We start from the raw sequence: 19,387 nt of genomic DNA on the forward strand, positions 1-19,387 counted from the left end.
AAGCATGACCCAGAGCAGCCTGCAGACACAGTGCCCCAATTGCCAGACCCGGTTCCGGGTAACCGAAGAACAGCTTGGCATTGCCAAGGGCAAGGTACGCTGCGGGAACTGCATGAAAGTGTTCAACGCCATCGAACACCAGGTTATTCCCGGCGGCGATAAACCACGAACCCAACCCAGCCCCGAGCAACCGGCGGGCACCCAATCACCGGCCGGTTCCGGCGTCAGCGAGGAAGATTTTGTCTTTGCTGACAACCCGGAAGAAGATGCGGCGGAAGGCCGGTACGCCGGCACAAAGCTGACCTTTTCCGATGACGAGCTCAGCGACAGCTTCCGCAGCTTCGACGAGCGCGACGAAGCAGACTACAAGGACGCTGAGACTGACAGTTCCGACGAGAATGTGGACGAGAGCTGGGCCGAAGCCATTCTGCAGGATGACGAGCCAGCGCAACGGAAACCGTCTGTTGCAGAGCGGCCAGAACCTGAGCCAGAACCCGAGCCGGAGCCCGAAGAGCCAGCGTTCGAGCCGGAAACCAGACAGGAGCCCGACCGCGAGTTAAGCCTCGAGGAAGAACCGGTGTTCGAGCAGACCCAAACACCCGCTTCCCGGGGCGACCGGACCGCCAAAGAGCCTGATCCTTTCGATGACTTTGTGGAGGAATCCGGTTTCGATTTCGACGAACCGGATCGACCGGCCGACACCTTCCACGCCGACCCGCCCTTCCGGGACCTGCGTCGGGACCCCGTTGCCGTCGATTCGGGCGGGAGCGGCATTCGAACCATCGTATGGAGTGTTATTGTGCTGGGCCTGATCGGTGTTCTGATCGCCCAGGTCACCTGGTTCCAGTTCGACCGCCTGTCGGCCATTCCCGAGTTGCGGCCGTTTTATGAAAAAGGGTGTGAACTGGCCGGATGCGAGCTCAAACCGCTGATCAATGTTGAGGCGATACAGAGCCGGAAACTGGTGGTTCGGACCGATCCGGATAACCGCTCGCAACTGGTGGTCGATGCCGTGATCATCAACCGGGCCGACTTCGAGCAGCCGTTCCCCGCCATTGCCCTGACCTTTTCCAACCTGAATGGCGATGTTGTTGCACAAAGCCTGTTCACGCCCGAAGAATACCTGGCCGGCGAGGGTCGAGAGCTGGAAGCCATGCCCACGGATACCCCCGTGCGCATCGCCATCAACATTCGGGATCCGGGCCGTGACGCAGTGAATTACAACATCCTCTTCCGCCCCCACACTCCCTGATCGAGTCAGGAAGTATTTACTCGACAGAGATGGCCGACGGCCATCGCACAGAACAAAAGTCAACCAGAAAGGGCGAAAAATAATCAGTTTTTTCACCGCCTAGCCCCTTCAATCATGGTCCACCCGGCGGTATCATTACCGCCCTTCGGATGCTGGATCGGTTACTTATTGAACAACCGCTCAGCCCGACCTTTGCTTAACCCGCTGTGACACGGACTCAGATCATGCTGCCAACGGCAAAAATCGGGCCGTACACCTTGCCCAACCCCTTGATTGTTGCGCCCATGGCTGGCGTAACAGACCGCCCTTTCCGTCTGCTTTGCCGGAGATTGGGCGCCGGTCTGGCGGTGTCGGAGATGGTCATAGCGGACAGCAAACTCTGGCATACGCGCAAATCCCGGACACGTCTGAATCATCAGGGTGAGCCGGAGCCCCGTTCGGTGCAAATCGCCGGCGGTGATCCGCAGATGCTCGCCGACGCCGCACGTCAGAATGCGGAATTCGGTGCCCAGATCATCGACATCAATATGGGTTGTCCGGCCAAGAAAGTATGCAACAAGGCCGCCGGCTCTGCCCTGATGAAAGATGAAGCCCTGGTGCGCGACATTCTTGAGGCGGTGGTTCAGGCGGTTGATATTCCCGTCACCCTCAAGATGCGTACCGGATGGGACCGGGACAATCGCAATGCACTGGTCGTTGCCCGAATGGCGGAGGATGCCGGTATTCAGGCGGTTGCCATTCATGGCCGGACCCGTGCGGACAAGTACGAGGGCAACGCCGAGTACGACACCATCGCCGATGTGAAATCCCGCATCAGCATCCCGGTGTTTGCCAACGGGGATATTACATCTCCTGAGAAAGCCCGGGACGTGCTTCGACACACCGGTGCCGATGGCTTGCTGATAGGCCGTGCCGCCCAGGGTAGCCCCTGGATTTTTCGGGAAATCCGGCATTTCCTGGAAACCGGCAGCCACATGGCCGCACCGGAGCTGGACGAGGTCGAAGATATTCTGACCGAGCACCTCCAGGCACTGCACGCCTTCTATGGCGAGACCATGGGTGTGCGCATTGCCAGAAAACACGTGGGCTGGTACCTGCAGTCCCACGATCCGGGTAAACAGTTCCGCAAACGCTTCAACGCCATCGACGATGCGCTGGAGCAGAGAGACACGATTCAACGGTATTTTGCAGGCTTACGAAATGGAGAGGTATTCGCAGCATGAGCGCTGAGACTTTGGCAAACGATAACCTGAGCACCCCGGCCAACGATGATATCCATCAGTTGCAGACGGTGAACAGCAGCGGCAACACCGTCACCCTGCGTGACAGCGTGGAGGTTGCCCTGAAAAACTACTTCGCCCAACTGGACGGCGCTCCGGTGACCGAGGTCTACCAGCTGGTACTGTCCGAGGTGGAAGCTCCGCTGCTGGAGCAGGTGATGAAATACACCCGCAACAACCAGACCAAGGCCTCCACCATGCTGGGCCTGAACCGCGGCACCCTGCGCAAGAAGCTGAAGCAGTACGGTCTGCTATAATCCAGACACCCTGATTTGACGAGGGCCTCCCGGACACCATTCGCGAGGCCCTTATTCGTTCATCTCCAGCGAAGAAAGTGACCCATGGCAAACCAGGCTAACACCTCCGTCCGTCGCGCCCTGATCAGCGTGAGTGATAAAACCGGCATCGTCGATTTCGGACGTGCCCTGACCGAACGCGGCGTTGAGCTGCTCTCCACCGGTGGCACCTTCCGGCTCCTGAAAGAAAACAACATCCCGGTTACCGAAGTCTCCGACTACACCGGTTTTCCCGAGATGATGGATGGCCGGGTAAAAACCCTTCACCCGAAGATTCACGGCGGGATACTTGGCCGTCGGGGCACTGATGATGCGGTCATGTCCGAGCATGGCATCAACCCCATCGACATGGTCGTGGTCAATCTCTACCCCTTCGAGGAGACGGTTGCCAAACCCGACTGTGATCTGGCGACTGCCATTGAGAACATTGATATCGGTGGTCCGACCATGGTTCGCGCTGCGGCCAAGAACCACAACGACGTTGCCATCGTGGTGAACGCCTCTGACTACAGCCGGGTCCTTAAAGAGCTGGACGCCAACGATGGTCAACTGAGCTACAGCACCCGGTTTGATCTTGCGGTCAAGGCATTTGAGCACACTGCGGGCTACGATGGCGCCATTGCCAACTACCTGGGTGGCCGCACGCCGGACAACGACAACGCTGATTTCCCCCGTACCTTTAACGCCCAGTTCGTGAAGGTCCAGGACATGCGCTATGGCGAAAACCCGCATCAGCGCGCGGCCTTCTACGCCGAGCGTAACCCGAAGGAAGCCTGCGTAGCCACGGCCAAACAGCTCCAGGGCAAAGAGCTCAGCTACAACAACGTAGCCGACACCGATGCCGCCCTGGAATGCGTGAAGCCCTTCGCCGACCCGGCCTGTGTGATCGTCAAACACGCCAACCCCTGTGGCGTAGCCATCGGTGCAGATATCCGTCAGGCCTACGACCTGGCCTTCGCCACCGACCCCACCTCGGCGTTTGGCGGCATCATTGCCTTCAACCGGGAGCTCGATGCAGAGACCGCCAAAGCCATCATTGACCGCCAGTTTGTGGAAGTGATCATCGCCCCCACCGTCGCTCCGGAAGCGGTGGAACTGGTCGCCGCCAAGAAGAACGTGCGCCTGCTGGCCTGCGGCGAGTTTGATGGTGAACGCGCCCGTTCCATGGACTACAAACGGGTAACCGGCGGACTGTTGGTCCAGGACCGGGATCTGGGCATGGTGGCCATGGAAGACGTCAAAGTGGTCACTGAACGCCAGCCTTCCGAACAGGAACTGAACGACCTGCTGTTTGCCTGGGAAGTAGCCAAGTACGTAAAATCCAACGCCATTGTCTACGCCAAGGCCGGCCGTACCATTGGCGTGGGCGCCGGCCAGATGAGCCGGGTCTACAGTGCCAAGATTGCCGGCATCAAGGCCGCGGATGAAGGTCTGGAAGTGAAAGGGTCGGTGATGGCCTCTGACGCCTTCTTCCCGTTCCGCGACGGCATCGACGCGGCCGCAGCAGCCGGCATTACCGCTGTGATCCAGCCTGGTGGCTCCATGCGCGATCAGGAAGTCATTGATGCGGCCAACGAACACGGCATCGCCATGGTCTTCACCGGCATGCGCCACTTCCGGCACTGAGGGATACGCAACATGAATATTCTCGTTATTGGCTCCGGCGGCCGCGAACATGCCCTGGCCTGGAAAGCCGCCCAGTCACCCAAGGCAGACCGTGTTTTTGTAGCGCCCGGCAACGCCGGCACGGCACGGGAAGGCGGCCTGGAAAATGTCGACATCGACGTGATGGACCTGGACGGACTGGCCAACTTCGCCGCCACCAACCACGTTGGACTGACCATCGTCGGCCCGGAAGCACCGCTGGTGGCAGGCATCGTGGACAAGTTCGAACAGCGTGGCCTGCGGGTGTTCGGCCCGACTGCCGGCGCCGCGCAGTTGGAAGGCTCCAAGGCCTTTACCAAGGATTTTCTGGCACGCCACAAGATTCCGACGGCCGGCTATGGCAACTTCACCGACGTGGATGAAGCTCTGGCCTATGTCCGTCAGCAGGGCGCCCCTATCGTGGTCAAGGCTGACGGCCTGGCCGCCGGCAAGGGCGTGATCGTGGCCATGACCCTGGAAGAAGCCGAGGACGCCATTCGCGACATGTTGGCCGGCAACGCGTTCGGTGATGCCGGTAGCCGCGTGGTCATCGAGGAATTACTTGAAGGCGAGGAAGCCAGCTTTATCGTGATGGTGGATGGCGAGCACGTACTGGCCATGGCCACCTCCCAGGATCATAAACGGGTGGGCGATGGCGACTCCGGCCCCAATACCGGGGGCATGGGCGCTTACTCACCCGCTCCGGTGGTTACCGCCGACGTTCACCAGCGCATCATGGATGAGGTCATTTACCCGACTGTGCGCGGCATGGCATCTGAGGGCCACCCCTACAAGGGTTTCCTTTACGCTGGCCTGATGATCGACAACAGCGGCGCCCCGAAAGTGATCGAATTCAACTGCCGCTTTGGCGACCCGGAAACCCAGCCGATCATGCTGCGGATGAAGTCCGATCTGGTGGAACTATGCGATGCCGCTATCGACGGCAAGCTGGACCAGTGCCCCTCGGAGTGGGACGAGCGGGCCTCCGTCGGTATCGTACTGGCAGCCGGTGGTTACCCGGGCAGCTATAACAAGGGCGATGCCATCTCCGGTCTGCCGGAAACCGAAACCGAGGGCGAGAAGGTGTTTCACGCCGGCACTCGCCTGAACGGAGACCAGGTCGTCACCAACGGTGGCCGTGTACTTTGCGCCACCGCACTTGGCAACACCGTTACCGAGGCTCAGAAACGGGCTTATGAACTGGCCTCACGGATCCAGTGGGACGGCGCTTTCTATCGCAAGGACATCGCTTTTCGGGCCATTGCCCGCGAACAGCCCTGAGCCCTGGCAGAACCAGTCGGCGAAAACACAGCCCGGTCATTGACCGGGCTTTTTTATGGAGTAATGTAAACGCCTCGCAACGGATGCCGACAAGCCAACCGAAAGGAGCCCCTGATGCCACGCCCGCTAACCCGTAACCTGTTTTTGATTCTGACCGTCTCTCTGCTTCTGAGCGCCTGCTCACGCCAGGGCATTTACGAGACGGCCATCGGGCTCGAACGGTCCTCGGCGGGCCTGGAAGCAGATACCGTGACTGTCGATAGCCTGGATATCGCCTATCTGCGGAATCACAAGGCGGTGGATGGCGACACCATCGTTATGATCCACGGGTTCGGGGCCAACAAAGACAACTGGACCCGCCTCGCCGGCCACCTGACCGGCGATTTCAATGTCTACGCGATCGATCTGCCCGGGCATGGTGAGAGCAGCAAACCCATCGATATCGGCTATCGCCTGGAAGACCAGGCCGGTTACGTCGCACAGATTCTCGACGCGCTTTCCGTCGATAACGCCCACATTATGGGCAACTCCATGGGGGGTGCGATTACGGCTCTCTATGCCGCCAACCATCCCGGTAAAGTAAAATCGGCGGTGCTGTTCGACCCGGCGGGTATTCTCGAGTATGAAAGCGAGCTGGTGGATTTGGTGATGGAGGGAGACAACCCCCTGATCCCCAGGAAACCCGGTGATTTCGAGCGACTCATGGAATTTGCACTTGAGAAAGAGCCCTTTGTGCCCTGGCCGATCATGGGTGTAATGGAAGAGCGGGCCATTGCCAATCGGGAAGTGAACGAAGTAATTTTTGCGGCCATCCGGGACGCCGGTTTCGAGTCGGACTTCCGCGACGCCATCACAGAGATTCAGGCGCCGGTCCTGATCATCTGGGGCAAAGAGGACCGGGTTATAAACTACCGCAACGGCGAGGTGTTTGCGGAAGCAATACCGGGTAGCCGCCTGGAGCTAATGGAAGGCATTGGTCACGCACCCATGGTGGAGGCCCCCGCAGAATCGGCAGAACTGTTCCGAACCTTTATCGGGCAACCAGCAGAATGAAGCCTTTGGGGGTTACTTTGCCTGCCTTCCACCTTCTGCGAGTACACGAGCAGAGGAAAACAGGGTAGCCTAGCAACTATTGTGTTTTTGACATCCGAATTGATACCCCATGCCTGAAGCGATCTGGATTACCTTTGCCTTCGGCCTTGGCCTGCTGGTCAAGCTTGTTGGACTCCCTCCGCTTGTTGGCTATCTGGCCGCAGGCTTCGTGCTCAGTGGCATCGCCGAGGCAACCGGTGTTGTGATCGAGGAGACCAACGTTCTCCAACACATCGCGCACCTTGGGGTACTCCTGCTGCTATTCACTGTCGGGCTTAAACTGAAGCTCCGTTCCATCGTCAGCCCGGAAGTGATTGGCGGCAGTTTGCTGCATTTCGGAATTACCTGCGCGGTCTTTACGCCCGGGCTGTACCTGCTCATGGATATCGAATGGTCGACAGCCTTGATGCTGGCCATTGCCCTGTCCTTCTCGAGCACCGTACTGGCGGCGAAGGTGCTCGAATCCAAACGGGAGCTACGGGCATTCCACGGTCGGGTCGCCATCGGCATCCTCATCATGCAGGACCTGATTGCGCTGGTCGTCATGAGTCTCGCGGCCGGGAAGACACCTTCCGAGTGGGCGCTGATTGTGTTCGGGTTGCCGCTACTTCGACCTCTTCTGTTCCGACTGTTGGATGCCAGCGGCCACGACGAACTGTTGGTTCTCCTGGGACTGCTGCTTGCGCTTGTTGTCGGCGGACTTGGCTTCGAAGCGGTTGGTCTGAGTTCCGAGCTTGGCGCACTTGTTTTCGGCGCCATGCTGGCCAATCACCCTCGCTCCCAGGAGCTTTCCAAATCGCTCTGGAGCGTCAAGGAAGTGTTCCTCGTGGGCTTCTTCCTGCAAATCGGCATTGGCGGGCTGCCCGATGGCGACGCGCTCCTCTTTGCCGTGATTGCCGGCCTGGTCCTTCCGCTGAAAGGCATTCTGTTCTTTTTCCTGCTACTGGCCTTCCGCCTGCGGGCCCGCAGCGGCTTCCTGAGTGCGCTGGCACTGACCAACTACAGCGAATTCGGCCTCATTGTCGCCAGCGTTGCCTTGCCTGAATGGCTGGTACCTCTGGCCATTTCGGTGTCTCTGTCGTTCCTGGTATCAGCGCCCATCAACCGGTTCGCGCACGGCCTCTACGAACGCTACGCCCAGGGGCTCAGCCGGTATGAGGGCAGCAAGCATCATCCGGACGAACAACCGCTGTCATTGGGCGACACCCGGGTGCTGATCATGGGCATGGGGCGGACAGGCACCGCTGCCTACGACTGGCTGATCGATGACCAGCCCAAACTGATGGGGCTCGACTCCGACCCGGCTAAGGCCCAACAACACCAGAAAGAGGGCCGCAACGTGGTCTTTGCTGACGCGGAGGACGCTTCTTTCTGGAATGGTTTGCACATGCCGGCGGTGCAATCGGTGATCCTTGCCATGGGTGATATCGAGGGCAAGCTCATCGCCGCGCGTATGCTTCGTAAGCTGGGGTTCAAGGGTTTTATCGTGGCACACACCATGTATGAGGACGAAGCAAAGCAGATCCGGGAAGCTGGCGCCGACGAGGCCTATCTGACCATGAGCGAGACCGGCGTTGCGCTGGCCAGCCACCTGATCGACGAGACACCGGCGAAACCGTCCCTGGTGACGGGCAATCCGGAGTAGTGGAATCGGCCCGAACGCTTAACGTTTACTCTCGCTCAAGTGCACAGGTCCTGAAGCCGGTATAGACATCATTGCGCTGGGGCAGATAAGCCTGACGATAGGTGCCGCGGATCAGACAGGATGATGTCGCGCACCCGCCGCCTTTGGTGACCTTGTGATCGCCGAACTGCAAGGTGGACATGAAAGGGTACATGTCCACCTTGAAGCCGTCGTAAGGGAGGAACTGATCACTGGTCCACTCCCAGACCGTTCCGGTCATCTGGCGGCAGCCAAAGGGACTGTCGCCCTCAGGAAAATCAAACACCGGGTTCTGGGCCATGGCTCTCCCGTCCAGATCCGCGAGCTGACTGGTCGGCGCCTCATTCCCCCATGGGAAACGCCGGAACGGCTCGCCCGGACGATTCCCCAGAGCGGCAACTTCCCATTCGTGTTCTGTCGGCAGCCGACGCCCTGCCCAACGACAATACGCCTCTGCTTCCCAGAACGTCACATGGGTAACCGGAGCGTCCGGATTCAGGGGCTGCCACCGGTCGAACACTCGCTCCTGCCACTGCTCATCATGCCAGCGCCAGTACAGCGGGTGACGTGGAGCACGGAACAGGGGTTCCCGACTGCCATGTACAAGGGCCACGTCGGTTTCGGTCTGAAGCCATTTGCGTCCACCAAATGACCAGAGGTCAGGGCGCCGATAGCCGCCGTCTTCCACGAACTCCTGGAACTGGCGGTTACTGACCAGGCATTTCGAAATGGCGAAAGCATCCAGCTTCACGCTGAAGCGCGGCTTTTCATTGTCAAAGGCGAAGTCGTCACTGGCAAAACTTTGGGATTCGCCCGGCATCCCGATCAGCCACTCTCCTGCCGGAACCAACGCATCTCCGTGATGCGGTTCACCCGGTGCAGGCCGGTACAGATCTGTGTCTGGAGGCGCCGGATAACCGACGGTCTGACGGCACCAGATCATCGACTCGATGTGCATGTTCTGGTGGTAGATCGCGTAGCGGTAAAGGTAAACGGCCTGGTCGGTTAATGGCTCCTTTTCGATCCGTTCGGCCACGCGGTCATAGATGAGATTGAAGTAGTCGAGGGTCTTCTGGCGCCCGGGAAACAGCTCCCGGTTCCAGCGATCCCGGTGCTCGATATGGAACGAATCCCAGAGATCGTCCATGGATGGATCGTGGCTGGGCGTGCCATCCAGCAGATTGAATACAAACACCTCGTAGAAGAAGGCAGCATGCCCCATCTCCCAGAGCGGTGGATTCACGCCCGGATGGTAGGGAACATCCAGCGCGCTTTCCGGCAGAGAACCTACAAGGGTTTCGGTACGCTTGCGTGTCCATTCAAGCTGATCCAGCAATTCCGCCTTTGCCGCATCGATTTGCTCAATCGCTGTCATCTGGCCAACCACTTATCATCAACGGTTTTGTCAGCATACCAGAGAGTGCCAAACGGCGTTAAACAGACTCACCCCCAGACTGTCAGAATGACAGGGACTGCCACCAGGGCCACCAGTAAAGACAGCGGAAGTCCCAGGCGCCAGTAATCGCCAAACCGGTAGCCACCGGGTTCCATAACGAGCGCGTTGGACTGGTGCCCCACGGGCGTCAGGAAGGCGCAGGAGGCGCCAATAGCCACTGCCATCAACATGGCGTCTGCGGCAATGCCCAACTGGCCCGAAAGACTCAGTGCGATGGGGGCGACCAGAATGGCCGCCGCCGCATTGTTCACGACGTTCGACAGCAGCATGGTCCCCATCAGTACAATCGTAACGACCACCCAGGCCTCGCCCCCGGAGCCAAGCATCAGCATCCAGGACGCTATCAGCTCCGCTCCACCGGTGTTTTCGAGGGCCTGACCCACCGGAATCATAGCCGCCAGCAAAACGATGACCGGCCAGTCGATCGCACGGTAGGCTTCCTGATTGCTGAGCACGCCACTGAGAACCATGGCGACGGCACAGGCAACCAGGGCAACAGGCGGCGACAACCAGCCCACAACGATGCCTGCGATGGCAGCCACAAACAGCCCACCGGCCAGTAAGGCGTTGCGTTCGCGGCCGAACCGGAGTCCTCGTTCTGCCAGCGGAAGGCACCCGAGTTCCTGAAGGGTAACGCGCAGGGTGTCCTCCTCACCTTGCACCAGGAGAATATCACCAGCCTGAAAGCGAATGTCCCCCAGGCGGCGCTGCAACCGCTGCCCCTGGCGTGCAACCGCCACAATATTGAGGCCATTCTGCTCGCGAAGATTCAGCCTGTTGGCGGTTTTCCCGATCAGGCCTGATTCCGGCGTGATGACCGCTTCCAGCAATCGGACATCACCCTCGGACAGAGACTTTTCGCGCGGTTTTTCCGGTGCACTCTCCTGATCTTCAGACTCTTTGGAGGAGGACTCCTCTACATTCGCCAATTCAAGACCAGTGCTGTCGAGAAATTCCTGCAAAGCATCGGTATCCGCCTCCACCAATAGCAGATCGCCACCACGCAAAACGGAAAACGTCGATGGTGCCAGAGACCGCTTGTCATCCCGGATCAACGCCAGCACCACCACATCCTTGTCGGCGTCAGCCCGGGTCAGCAGGCCATGGAGTGTGGCGCCAACATGCGAGGAATCGTCGGGAACCCGGAGTTCGGTCACATAATCCCCGACACTGAACAGCTTGCCGCCATCATCGGGTTTGCCTCGTCTTGGCGTCAGGCGCCACCCGACCAGCGTGATAAAGGCAATGCCTGCCAGGGTAATCGCCAGGCCCACCGGCGCGAAATCAAACATGCCAAAGGACCCCGTTTCCCGATAACTGGCAATGATGATGTTCGGGGGCGTGCCAATCAGCGTCATGGTTCCCCCCAGCAGAGAACCAAATGCCAGTGGCATGAGCAGCAGCGACGGAGAGCGCCCCGCTTCCCGGGACATCCAGATTGCCACCGGCATAAGAAGCGCAAGCGCACCGACGTTGTTGATGAAGCCCGAGCACAGGGCCACCACAGACGTCAGCATCAGCACCTGCAGGGTCGGCCGGTGCCCCACCTTACCGAGCAGGCGCGCCAGGCGGTCAACAACGCCGCCATTGACCAGCCCCTGGCTGATCACAAGAACCGCAGCCACGGTCACAACAGCCGGATGGCCGAAGCCATCGAATAGCTGATCTGCCGGCACGATCCCGGCGATGGCAACGGCGAGAAGCGCCATCAGGGCGACCAGGTCAAACCGGATTCGATTCCAGACGAACAGCACCAGGGCGATGCCCAGTATCGAAAAAACAATAGCCTGACTGACGCTCACTGTAACTCCATGCTTTCAGTCCCTGCCCGTCTGGTTTGCAGTCTGTGTCGGCAAACTTTACAGGGAGCCAGGAATGACAGAACCCTCTCTCTTTAAGCTCCTGAAAGGCCTACAAGTGTATAAACTGGCATACAAACTGAATGTCCGCCAGCAGGAGTTGTTTGCCTGTTTCCCCCAGCCGTATGCGGTCACAGGGCAGTGATCGGATCCAGCAGTTCCGGTATTACCAACATTTACTGAACGTCCAGCAGTTCGTTTTCCAGGCAAAGTCTCAGGGAGAGTCGCCATGAAGGAAAAACGACCGCTCGTTTGGTTGTCGGCGGTGTACCCGTGCCCTTCTGCCATCGGACCCTTGCTCAGGGACTGGCAGCTTGTTCACATTCCCATTTCAGACAAACCCGCGGCAGGAGAGACGCCCGTCGATGGGGCCAGAGTCGGCGTGTTTGATCTTGGCTCGTTGAGCGCCGATCAACTGACCCACCTGCCCGAGTGGCTGGACACGATTCCGATCCAGCACTGGATTGCCACGCTGGAGCCTCACCAGATCCAGAACCCGGACGCCTGTGCCCTCATTAACCGTTACTGCACGGACTATCACACGATGCCTCTGCAGGCCGAACGCCTCAATGCCATTCTTGGCCACCTTTGGGGTATGTCTGAACTTCAGGCGGAGGCGTCTCGGACCAAGCCCGCCTGTTATCACGACGTTGCTCTCGAGGGTGACTCGGTGGCGATCCGGCATGTCAGAGCGTTATTGCAGAAATTTGCCCGCACGGAGGAATCCGTACTGATCTATGGCGAGAACGGGACCGGCAAAGAAGCCGCAGCCCGTTTCATACACGATCATTCACCACGTAAAAACAAGCCACTGATCGCCGTGAACTGTGCAGCCCTGCCCCGCTCTCTGACCCAAAACGAGCTCTTCGGCCACGAAAAAGGCGCTTTTACCCATGCCATGAGCGTCCAGAAAGGGCGCATTGAAGCCGCCAATGGCGGCACTTTGCTATTGATCGGTGTCGACGAGCTTGAATCAGAGCAACAATCCGCCATTCTGCGCTTCCTCCAGGAGGGCCTGATCGAGCGCCTGGGCTCCAACCATCCCATCAGTGTCGACACTCGACTAATTGCAACAAGCACGAAGCCGCTTGAACAGCTGGTCAAGACCGGGGCCTTCCGCAGCGACGTGTTTTACCGGCTTGGAAGCCTGCATGTGTTGTTACCACCGTTGCGGGAACGCAAGGAAGACATTCCCATCCTGGCCAGCCGGATACTGTCGGCCACACCCTCAGCCCGAGGCACCAGGCGCCTCACGGACGATGCAATGATTTGCCTGGCCGGGCACCCCTGGCCCGGCAACCTCAGGGAACTGCAGAACCGTTTGCGTCAGGCATTATTGCTGGGAGAAAGCCCACAGATCGGGGCCGAAGACATGGGGTTTTCCACTAACCCGGCGGATAACCACGACCGCAACCGAGACCTCTCACTGGACGCTTTCCGCTCCAGAGCCGATCGGCAGGCGATCTCGGTAAGTCTCGCGCTTGCCCACAACAACGTGTCGGCAGCTGCCCGGCTGCTGAATATTTCACGGGTTTCGTTCTACCGGCTGATGGACAAGCACCACGTGCCCCACGGCCCCTCAACCCGGCTTCAGAAAGACAGCTGAAGGAGTTTCGCATGAATAAAAACACACTATGGCTCATCCCGCTTGTTTCTCTGGGTCCGGCGATGCTGGTTGAAGCCGCTCAGGCAGACCGGGATGACGCCCCCCTGGCCACCGAAATCCGGACAACCTCTGACGCGGGTCACGACCCGGCGACCGATATCGCCTCCATAACCGCCGATCGCGGTATCGTCACCCGGCCGGGCCGGTTTTCCATTGAGCCATCCTTTTCCCATGCCCATAGCAACTCGACGGCAGTCGCGATCGAAGGCTACACCGTCATCCCTGCGCTGTTGATCGGACTGATCAATATTTCAGAAATCCAGCGCGATATTTTCGTCGGCGCCGTGTCACTCAAATACGGATTTACCAGCAAGTTTGAAGCGGCGGTCCGGGTGCCTTACCTGAGCATCAACGAGGACCTGAGAGAGCGTGAGGTTTTCCAGGGCACTCCGGTGGATACCCTGCGTGAGTCTTCTGGCGAGGGTCTCGGTGATGTTGAAGTATCAGCTCGCTATCAACTGACTGATGGCCTCGGGGGCTGGCCCTACGTAATCGGCGCGCTGCGTGTCAGGGCGCCAACCGGTGAAGGCCCCTATGATGTTGACCAGCGGGTCATCGAGGATAATCAGGGCAACCCGATTGGCGTCGAGCTGGAGAGCCGGCCAACAGGTTCAGGCTTCTGGGCATTCGAACCCGGACTCTCTTTCATCTACCCCACAGACCCGGCCGTGTTGTTCGGCAATCTGAGCTATGTCTGGACCCTCAAAGAGGAGCAGGGCTTTGAAAATGGCGGCACCGTTGACCCCGGCGACATCGTGCGCTTCGGCTTCGGGATGGGATTCGCGTTTAACGATCGCACATCATTCAGCCTCGGCTACGATCACTCGATCATTCGAAAAACCACATTCGAGAGAGACATTGATCTCTTCGAATCCAATTTCGACCGAATTCAGATCGGGTCTCTTTCATTCGGGCTGTCCCAGCGCCTGTCGCGATCCACATCTCTTAACCTGACGGTAAGTATTGGCGTTACGGAAAACGCGCCCAACAGCGAGATTACACTCAAGCTTCCAATCAGTCTCTAGCGTGGGATCGGGGTTCTTTCAGCGGCCAAGCAACTGAATCAGTTGATCACTGAATCGGGCCGGGAACTGATTTCCCGCACCCAGGTTATTCAGCTCGATATTCAACTGATGCATATTCTGTATGACAGTGCTGTCCAGGCTGTTCTGAACCACCGTCATCCAGCCACTGGGACCTGCCATATGGCTGGCCACCCGCGCACCACCACTACGGTTGGCACTGATCACTTCCAGTACTGTTTCCATCTGGTGGTCCAGCAAACGGTCATTAACGGGCTGGTTGAGGTTGGGAATAGTCAATCGGTTGATTACCAGGGTGTCACCATTAATACTAACAACCTGTTCCAGGCCAATACTGATCTCCAGATTATCCATCAGGAAGCCGCCCCGGTACTCCGAAAGCTCCCCGTCACTGATGGGCTCAACTCCGGGGTTCATTTCCGCGCGAGCCACTGGCGTCAGGGCCGAACAGGCAAAAACGAGTAATGCGACCGCAGGCATCCTGCCCTTCATGATCATCACCATTCCCTCGTGGAGGGCCAGTAGGGCAGCGTGTGACCGAGAGATGGCCCCCCGAGCCCTTTTTGCAAAGGGGCCCTGGCCACCTGTGGCCAATGGCCGTCGTCAAGAAAGTGGTCACGCCCCTGATCAAGGTGACTGCGGATAACGAAGGCAGTGCCATCCCAGTATTCGCTGAATGTTTCGTGGGGATAGACTTTCAGACCCCGGGCAGGATCGCCTATCAGTACCTCGTCATCGCTGATGCCCTTGATCAACACAAAATGACGGAAACCCTCGATGTTCAGCAAGACAATCATCGGCAGGCGCACCTTCTCCCTTAGCCCTTCCAATGGCAAGCGAAACCCATCGGCCCGATACCCTCTGGACCCCAGGTAACGTTTCATATCCAGCATGGAGAACCCATGCCGGCGCACCTTCTCTTCATCTGCCAAGGCCAACATGTCGATAAAGACTTCGTGCTCGGTGACCTGATCCTCGTAATGAAACGACAATAACGAGGCCACTGCCGCAGAGCCGCAACTGAAGTCGTACTGCTGGCGCAGGACACTGTCGAAGCGACGGCTTTCAAAACTCTTTACGGTAAGACGAAAATCCCCGCCTATACCGGGAACCATGACCGATCCGGCAAATGCGGTGGACCACAGCAGCCCGGCACTCGCGCAAACCGCGACAAGAACCTTCCTGGTCATGGCCCACCTCCGTCAGTGATTGATCAGTATGTTGATCTGGGTACTGTCCTGAATGACCACCTGATTACCCGTGTTCTGGATAACCGTGGCGACTCCGCTCATGTTGCCGAAGGCGTTGTCGGAAATACTGTTATTGCCAGTGACAACGTTTCCGGACAGCAGGTTATCGGAGACGTTCGCATTCTGCTGGTTATTGTTGATCTGCCATTGCAGCGGGATTCCCTGGCGACCGCTGGCATCTTCCAGTTGATCTTCCGACAGGGAATGGGCGTCCATCCACTCCTCGGCCGAAGCATATCCCGCTCCTGTAACCAATAGCGCCAGCAAGGCAGCCTTCAGTTTCCATCTGATGACGTAACCCATGGCAGTTCTCCCGGAATAACCGGGCCGCACCCGCCAAGGTGCGGCCTGGATTCCTTACTGGCCGCCACCACCGGTGGACAGGTTGGACATTACACTGACATTTGCCTGTGTAACGCTGCCGTTGCCGGCATTCTGGGCAAAGGCGCCAACGCCGGTGTAGTTCGCCGAGCCGCCGGAGATTTCGTTGCGGTTGCGAGCCTCGGTGTAGGACGCTCTGCCGTTGGCATCGCCATAGGAGGTTGAAGAGCCCGATACACTGCCGTCCAGATCAGCGTTGTTCAGGAACACGTCCAGATCGAGTGCCAATGAGTTATCCGAACTGTCGTTACCGCTGTCGGAGATAGTGGTATTTCCGCTATCGGCAATGTTGGTGGAGTTGTCGGAACTGTCATTGCCGCTATCCGCAACGTTGGTGGAGTTATCGGAACTGTCATTCCCGCTGTCTGCCACATTGGTAGAGTTGTCGGAATTGTCGTTTCCGCTGTCCGCAACATTGGTGGAATTGTCGGAACTGTCATTTCCACTGTCGGCGACATTGGTGGAGTTGTCCGAACTGTCATTGCCGCTGTCCGCGACATTGATGGAATTATCGGAACTGTCGTTTGCGCTGTCTGCCACATTAGTGGAATTGTCGGAGTTATCATTTCCGCTATCGGCCACAGCTGTATTTCCGCTGTCAGCTACGTTGGTGGAATTGTCCGAATTGTCATTTCCACTGTCGGAAATCTTGAACGAATCGGCCACGTCGGTGCTGTTGTCGGAATTGTCGTTGCCACTGTCCGCAACATTGGTTGAGTTATCGGAACTGTCCGTGGAGTTGTCGTTGCCACTGTCGGCAATCTTGAACGAATCAGCCACGTTGGTGCTGTTGTCCGAGCTGTCAGTGGAATTGTCGTTACCGGAGTCAGTATTGCCGGATTGGTCGTTGTTAGCGGTGGAGGTGTTGTCCGCATTGGTATTCGGATCACCGTCCCCGCCCTGATCGGCATAGGCAAAACCGGAAACGCCCATTGCCATCGCGATGGCAGCTGCTAGCAGTGTTTTTTTAGTATTCATGATGTCATTTCCTTTGAGTTGTTGGCTTTTAAGGGATCCGACCCAACCCGCTAGCCTTCGGGTAAGCCAAGGTTCAGACCCGCCAGAACAAAGGAGCGATTCCCGTGCCAATACCGAAAATTCGCATTCATAGCATTGTTTTTAATGGTTTTTCCTTTGAGCGCCTGAAATCCATCCGGTCTTGGTGATGACGAAACTGTTTCAGCGATGAAACAGCGAGTGCAAATGAAAAGGGGGATATGGGAAGTTTATACGGTCGTTTCAGACACATACAGAAGAAATGAGGTGTCAGAAAAACAAAACCCCGCACAAGGCGGGGTTTTGTGGTTTGAAGCGAACCGGTCAGGCCCGCCTCAGCAACATCCGAACCGTCGATTAACCGAACTGGTTCATGGTGTTGTCTTTACCACCGGCCTTCAGGGCCGCATCACCAGCGAAGAATTCCTTGTGGTCGTCACCGATGTTGGAACCAGCCATGTCCTGGTGCTTAACGGTAGCGATACCCTGACGGATTTCCTTGCGCTGTACACCGGCAACGTAAGCCAGCATGCCTTCGTCACCGAAGTAGCCCTTGGCCAGGTTGTCGGTAGACAGGGCCGCAGTGTGGTAAGTCGGCAGGGTGATCAGGTGGTGGAAGATACCCGCTTCGCGAGACGCGTCACGCTGGAAGTTCTGGCACCACTGGTCAGCCAGCTGACCCAGCTCAGTGTTGTCGTACTCTTCGCTCATCAGCTTGTCACGGTCGTAGGCAGATACGTCCTTGCCTTCTTCCTTCCAGGCGTCGAATACCTGCTGACGGAAGTTCAGGGTCCAGTTGAAGGACGGGCTGTTGTTGTAGACCAGCTTGGCATCGGGCACTACTTCACGGATGCGGTTAACCATGCCGGCGATCTGGCCAACGTGCGGCTTCTCGGTTTCAATCCACAGCAGGTCAGCGCCGTTCTGCAGGCTGGTGATGCAGTCCAGAACAACACGGTCTTCGCCAGTGCCCGGACGGAACTGGAACAGACCGGAGGCCAAACGCTTGGGCTTCATCAGCTTGCCGTCAGACTTGATGACCACGTCGCCGTTGTTGATCTCGGAAGCGTCCTCGATGTAGTCGCCGTCGAGGAAGCTGTTGTACTGGTCGCCCAGGTCGCCCGGCTCGTCGGTAACAGCCAGCTTCTGGGTCAGGCCAGCGCCCAGGGAGTCGGTACGGGCTACGATAACACCGTCATCCACGCCCAGCTCGAGGAACGCCAGACGAACGGCGTTGATCTTGGACAGGAAGTCGGCGTGCGGAACGGTAACCTTGCCGTCCTGGTGGCCACACTGCTTCTCGTCAGACACCTGGTTCTCGATCTGGATGCAGCAGGCACCGGCTTCGATCATCTGCTTGGCCAGCAGGTAAGTGGCTTCGGCGTTACCAAAACCGGCGTCGATGTCGGCAATGATCGGCACAACGTGAGTTTCGTGGTTGTCGATCTGTTTGATCAGCTCTTCAGCCTTGGCGTTGTCACCAGCTTTCTCGGCTTCTTCCAGAGCACGGAACAGGTGGTTCAGTTCCCAGGCATCTGCCTGACGCAGGAAGGTGTACAGCTCTTCGATCAGGCCGGATACAGCCGTCTTCTCGTGCATGGACTGGTCAGGCAGCGGACCAAACTCGGAGCGCAGGGCGGCAACCATCCAGCCGGAGAGGTACAGGTAACGACGCTTGGTGGTACCGAAGTGCTTCTTGATGGACAGCAGCTTCTGCTGACCGATGAAGCCGTGCCAGCAGCCCAGGGACTGGGTGTACTGGGACGTGTCCTTGTCGTAGTTCGCCATGTCTTCGCGCATGATCTTGGCGGTGTACTTGGCGATGTCCAGACCAGTCTTGAACTTGTTCTGGGCGCGCATGCGAGCGGCGTGCTTCGGGTTGATAGCGTTCCAGGTCGGGTGCTGCTTCAACAGGGAAGCAATCTGGTCAACGTCTTGTGCGTAGGGCATGGTCTCAATCCTTTCTACGTTGGTTTTCTAAGTCGTTAGGGAGAAGCGTACAGCAACTTCCGAAGCCAACAACCTGCTCACTTTTTGAGCAAAGCGATGACGTTGAGGGTTACTTTAGTGGTTTCAAATTTATAATTGAAATTTATATGATCTATTTTCGGCATTTTCCTGGTGAATGGTGAATTGACGCCGGTCTTGAGCTGGATCAACACGGGAACCATGGCTATTGTTACGGTGTCCAACCAGCACTTTTAACCGGAACCCACCAGGCGCAAACA

At 58.1% G+C, this 19,387-nt stretch carries 16 protein-coding genes; 9 read left to right on the top strand and 7 right to left on the bottom strand.

Features of this window, described 5'->3' with window-relative positions; all coding sequences use genetic code 11:
- Positions 1 to 4 precede the first annotated feature (4 nt).
- The 7 genes from GJU83_RS06930 (at position 5) to GJU83_RS06960 (ending at position 8,490) form a co-directional block, all read left to right on the top strand.
- Positions 5 to 1,252 (top strand): DUF3426 domain-containing protein, encoded by a 1,248-nt coding sequence (locus GJU83_RS06930; RefSeq protein WP_069182019.1) that lies wholly within the window; start codon positions 5 to 7, stop codon positions 1,250 to 1,252.
- 224 nt (positions 1,253 to 1,476) lie between these two features.
- Entirely contained in the window at positions 1,477 to 2,475 is a 999-nt protein-coding gene (gene dusB / locus GJU83_RS06935; protein ID WP_069182020.1) for a tRNA dihydrouridine synthase DusB, read from the top strand.
- Positions 2,472 to 2,789, top strand: a complete 318-nt coding sequence (fis, locus tag GJU83_RS06940; RefSeq protein ID WP_008170934.1) for a DNA-binding transcriptional regulator Fis — start codon at positions 2,472 to 2,474, stop codon at positions 2,787 to 2,789. The genes dusB and fis overlap by 4 nt, the downstream gene beginning before the upstream one ends.
- A gap of 84 nt (positions 2,790 to 2,873) precedes the next feature.
- Entirely contained in the window at positions 2,874 to 4,454 is a 1,581-nt protein-coding gene (gene purH, locus GJU83_RS06945; RefSeq protein WP_136631362.1) for a bifunctional phosphoribosylaminoimidazolecarboxamide formyltransferase/IMP cyclohydrolase, read from the top strand.
- Positions 4,455 to 4,466: 12 nt separating this feature from the next.
- Positions 4,467 to 5,753: a phosphoribosylamine--glycine ligase gene (purD, locus tag GJU83_RS06950; RefSeq protein ID WP_153633969.1), complete on the top strand. Its 1,287-nt coding sequence runs from the start codon at positions 4,467 to 4,469 to the stop codon at positions 5,751 to 5,753.
- 114 nt (positions 5,754 to 5,867) lie between these two features.
- On the top strand, positions 5,868 to 6,806 hold the full coding sequence (locus GJU83_RS06955) for an alpha/beta fold hydrolase (RefSeq protein ID WP_153633970.1): 939 nt from the start codon (positions 5,868 to 5,870) through the stop codon (positions 6,804 to 6,806).
- Between the two features lie 109 nt (positions 6,807 to 6,915).
- Entirely contained in the window at positions 6,916 to 8,490 is a 1,575-nt protein-coding gene (locus GJU83_RS06960; RefSeq protein ID WP_069182024.1) for a cation:proton antiporter domain-containing protein, read from the top strand.
- 25 nt (positions 8,491 to 8,515) lie between these two features.
- Here the strand turns inward: GJU83_RS06960 and senA are convergent, their stop codons facing one another.
- A complete protein-coding gene (senA, locus tag GJU83_RS06965) occupies positions 8,516 to 9,883 on the bottom strand; it encodes a selenoneine synthase SenA (RefSeq protein ID WP_153633971.1) in 1,368 nt (455 codons plus the stop codon).
- 68 nt (positions 9,884 to 9,951) lie between these two features.
- Complete coding sequence (locus tag GJU83_RS06970; protein ID WP_153633972.1) at positions 9,952 to 11,766, bottom strand: SLC13 family permease; 1,815 nt, start codon at positions 11,764 to 11,766, stop codon at positions 9,952 to 9,954.
- 286 nt (positions 11,767 to 12,052) lie between these two features.
- Here GJU83_RS06970 and GJU83_RS06975 point away from each other — a divergent pair, with 286 nt between their 5' ends.
- Complete coding sequence (locus GJU83_RS06975) at positions 12,053 to 13,429, top strand: sigma-54 dependent transcriptional regulator (RefSeq protein WP_153633973.1); 1,377 nt, start codon at positions 12,053 to 12,055, stop codon at positions 13,427 to 13,429.
- Positions 13,430 to 13,440: 11 nt separating this feature from the next.
- On the top strand, positions 13,441 to 14,514 hold the full coding sequence (locus tag GJU83_RS06980; RefSeq protein WP_069182028.1) for a transporter family protein: 1,074 nt from the start codon (positions 13,441 to 13,443) through the stop codon (positions 14,512 to 14,514).
- Positions 14,515 to 14,532: 18 nt separating this feature from the next.
- Here GJU83_RS06980 and GJU83_RS06985 read toward each other — a convergent pair whose 3' ends face one another.
- The 5 genes from GJU83_RS06985 to GJU83_RS07005 all read right to left on the bottom strand — a co-directional run bounded on the left by GJU83_RS06985 (position 14,533) and on the right by GJU83_RS07005 (position 19,109).
- Complete coding sequence (locus tag GJU83_RS06985) at positions 14,533 to 15,024, bottom strand: hypothetical protein (RefSeq protein WP_227514417.1); 492 nt, start codon at positions 15,022 to 15,024, stop codon at positions 14,533 to 14,535.
- Between the two features lie 5 nt (positions 15,025 to 15,029).
- Positions 15,030 to 15,722 carry a C39 family peptidase gene (locus GJU83_RS06990; protein WP_083231724.1) on the bottom strand — a complete coding sequence of 231 codons (693 nt, stop codon included), beginning with the start codon at positions 15,720 to 15,722 and terminating at the stop codon, positions 15,030 to 15,032.
- Between the two features lie 12 nt (positions 15,723 to 15,734).
- Positions 15,735 to 16,085: a hypothetical protein gene (locus tag GJU83_RS06995; RefSeq protein ID WP_069182029.1), complete on the bottom strand. Its 351-nt coding sequence runs from the start codon at positions 16,083 to 16,085 to the stop codon at positions 15,735 to 15,737.
- A 54-nt stretch (positions 16,086 to 16,139) separates the two neighbouring features.
- On the bottom strand, positions 16,140 to 17,141 hold the full coding sequence (locus GJU83_RS07000; RefSeq protein ID WP_069182030.1) for a hypothetical protein: 1,002 nt from the start codon (positions 17,139 to 17,141) through the stop codon (positions 16,140 to 16,142).
- A 375-nt stretch (positions 17,142 to 17,516) separates the two neighbouring features.
- Entirely contained in the window at positions 17,517 to 19,109 is a 1,593-nt protein-coding gene (locus tag GJU83_RS07005) for an isocitrate lyase (RefSeq protein WP_069182031.1), read from the bottom strand.
- Positions 19,110 to 19,387: the final 278 nt, after the last annotated feature.

This window comes from Marinobacter salsuginis (genome assembly GCF_009617755.1).
GTDB lineage: Bacteria > Pseudomonadota > Gammaproteobacteria > Pseudomonadales > Oleiphilaceae > Marinobacter > Marinobacter salsuginis.

Coding starts and splice junctions, on each gene's coding strand:
- GJU83_RS06930 (WP_069182019.1), top strand. CDS start 5: ATGACCCAGAGCAGCCTGCAGACACAGTGCCCCAATTGCCAGACCCGG.
- dusB (WP_069182020.1), top strand. CDS start 1,477: ATGCTGCCAACGGCAAAAATCGGGCCGTACACCTTGCCCAACCCCTTG.
- fis (WP_008170934.1), top strand. CDS start 2,472: ATGAGCGCTGAGACTTTGGCAAACGATAACCTGAGCACCCCGGCCAAC.
- purH (WP_136631362.1), top strand. CDS start 2,874: ATGGCAAACCAGGCTAACACCTCCGTCCGTCGCGCCCTGATCAGCGTG.
- purD (WP_153633969.1), top strand. CDS start 4,467: ATGAATATTCTCGTTATTGGCTCCGGCGGCCGCGAACATGCCCTGGCC.
- GJU83_RS06955 (WP_153633970.1), top strand. CDS start 5,868: ATGCCACGCCCGCTAACCCGTAACCTGTTTTTGATTCTGACCGTCTCT.
- GJU83_RS06960 (WP_069182024.1), top strand. CDS start 6,916: ATGCCTGAAGCGATCTGGATTACCTTTGCCTTCGGCCTTGGCCTGCTG.
- senA (WP_153633971.1), bottom strand. CDS start 9,883: ATGACAGCGATTGAGCAAATCGATGCGGCAAAGGCGGAATTGCTGGAT.
- GJU83_RS06975 (WP_153633973.1), top strand. CDS start 12,053: ATGAAGGAAAAACGACCGCTCGTTTGGTTGTCGGCGGTGTACCCGTGC.
- GJU83_RS06980 (WP_069182028.1), top strand. CDS start 13,441: ATGAATAAAAACACACTATGGCTCATCCCGCTTGTTTCTCTGGGTCCG.
- GJU83_RS06985 (WP_227514417.1), bottom strand. CDS start 15,024: ATGAAGGGCAGGATGCCTGCGGTCGCATTACTCGTTTTTGCCTGTTCG.
- GJU83_RS06990 (WP_083231724.1), bottom strand. CDS start 15,722: ATGACCAGGAAGGTTCTTGTCGCGGTTTGCGCGAGTGCCGGGCTGCTG.
- GJU83_RS06995 (WP_069182029.1), bottom strand. CDS start 16,085: ATGGGTTACGTCATCAGATGGAAACTGAAGGCTGCCTTGCTGGCGCTA.
- GJU83_RS07000 (WP_069182030.1), bottom strand. CDS start 17,141: ATGAATACTAAAAAAACACTGCTAGCAGCTGCCATCGCGATGGCAATG.
- GJU83_RS07005 (WP_069182031.1), bottom strand. CDS start 19,109: ATGCCCTACGCACAAGACGTTGACCAGATTGCTTCCCTGTTGAAGCAG.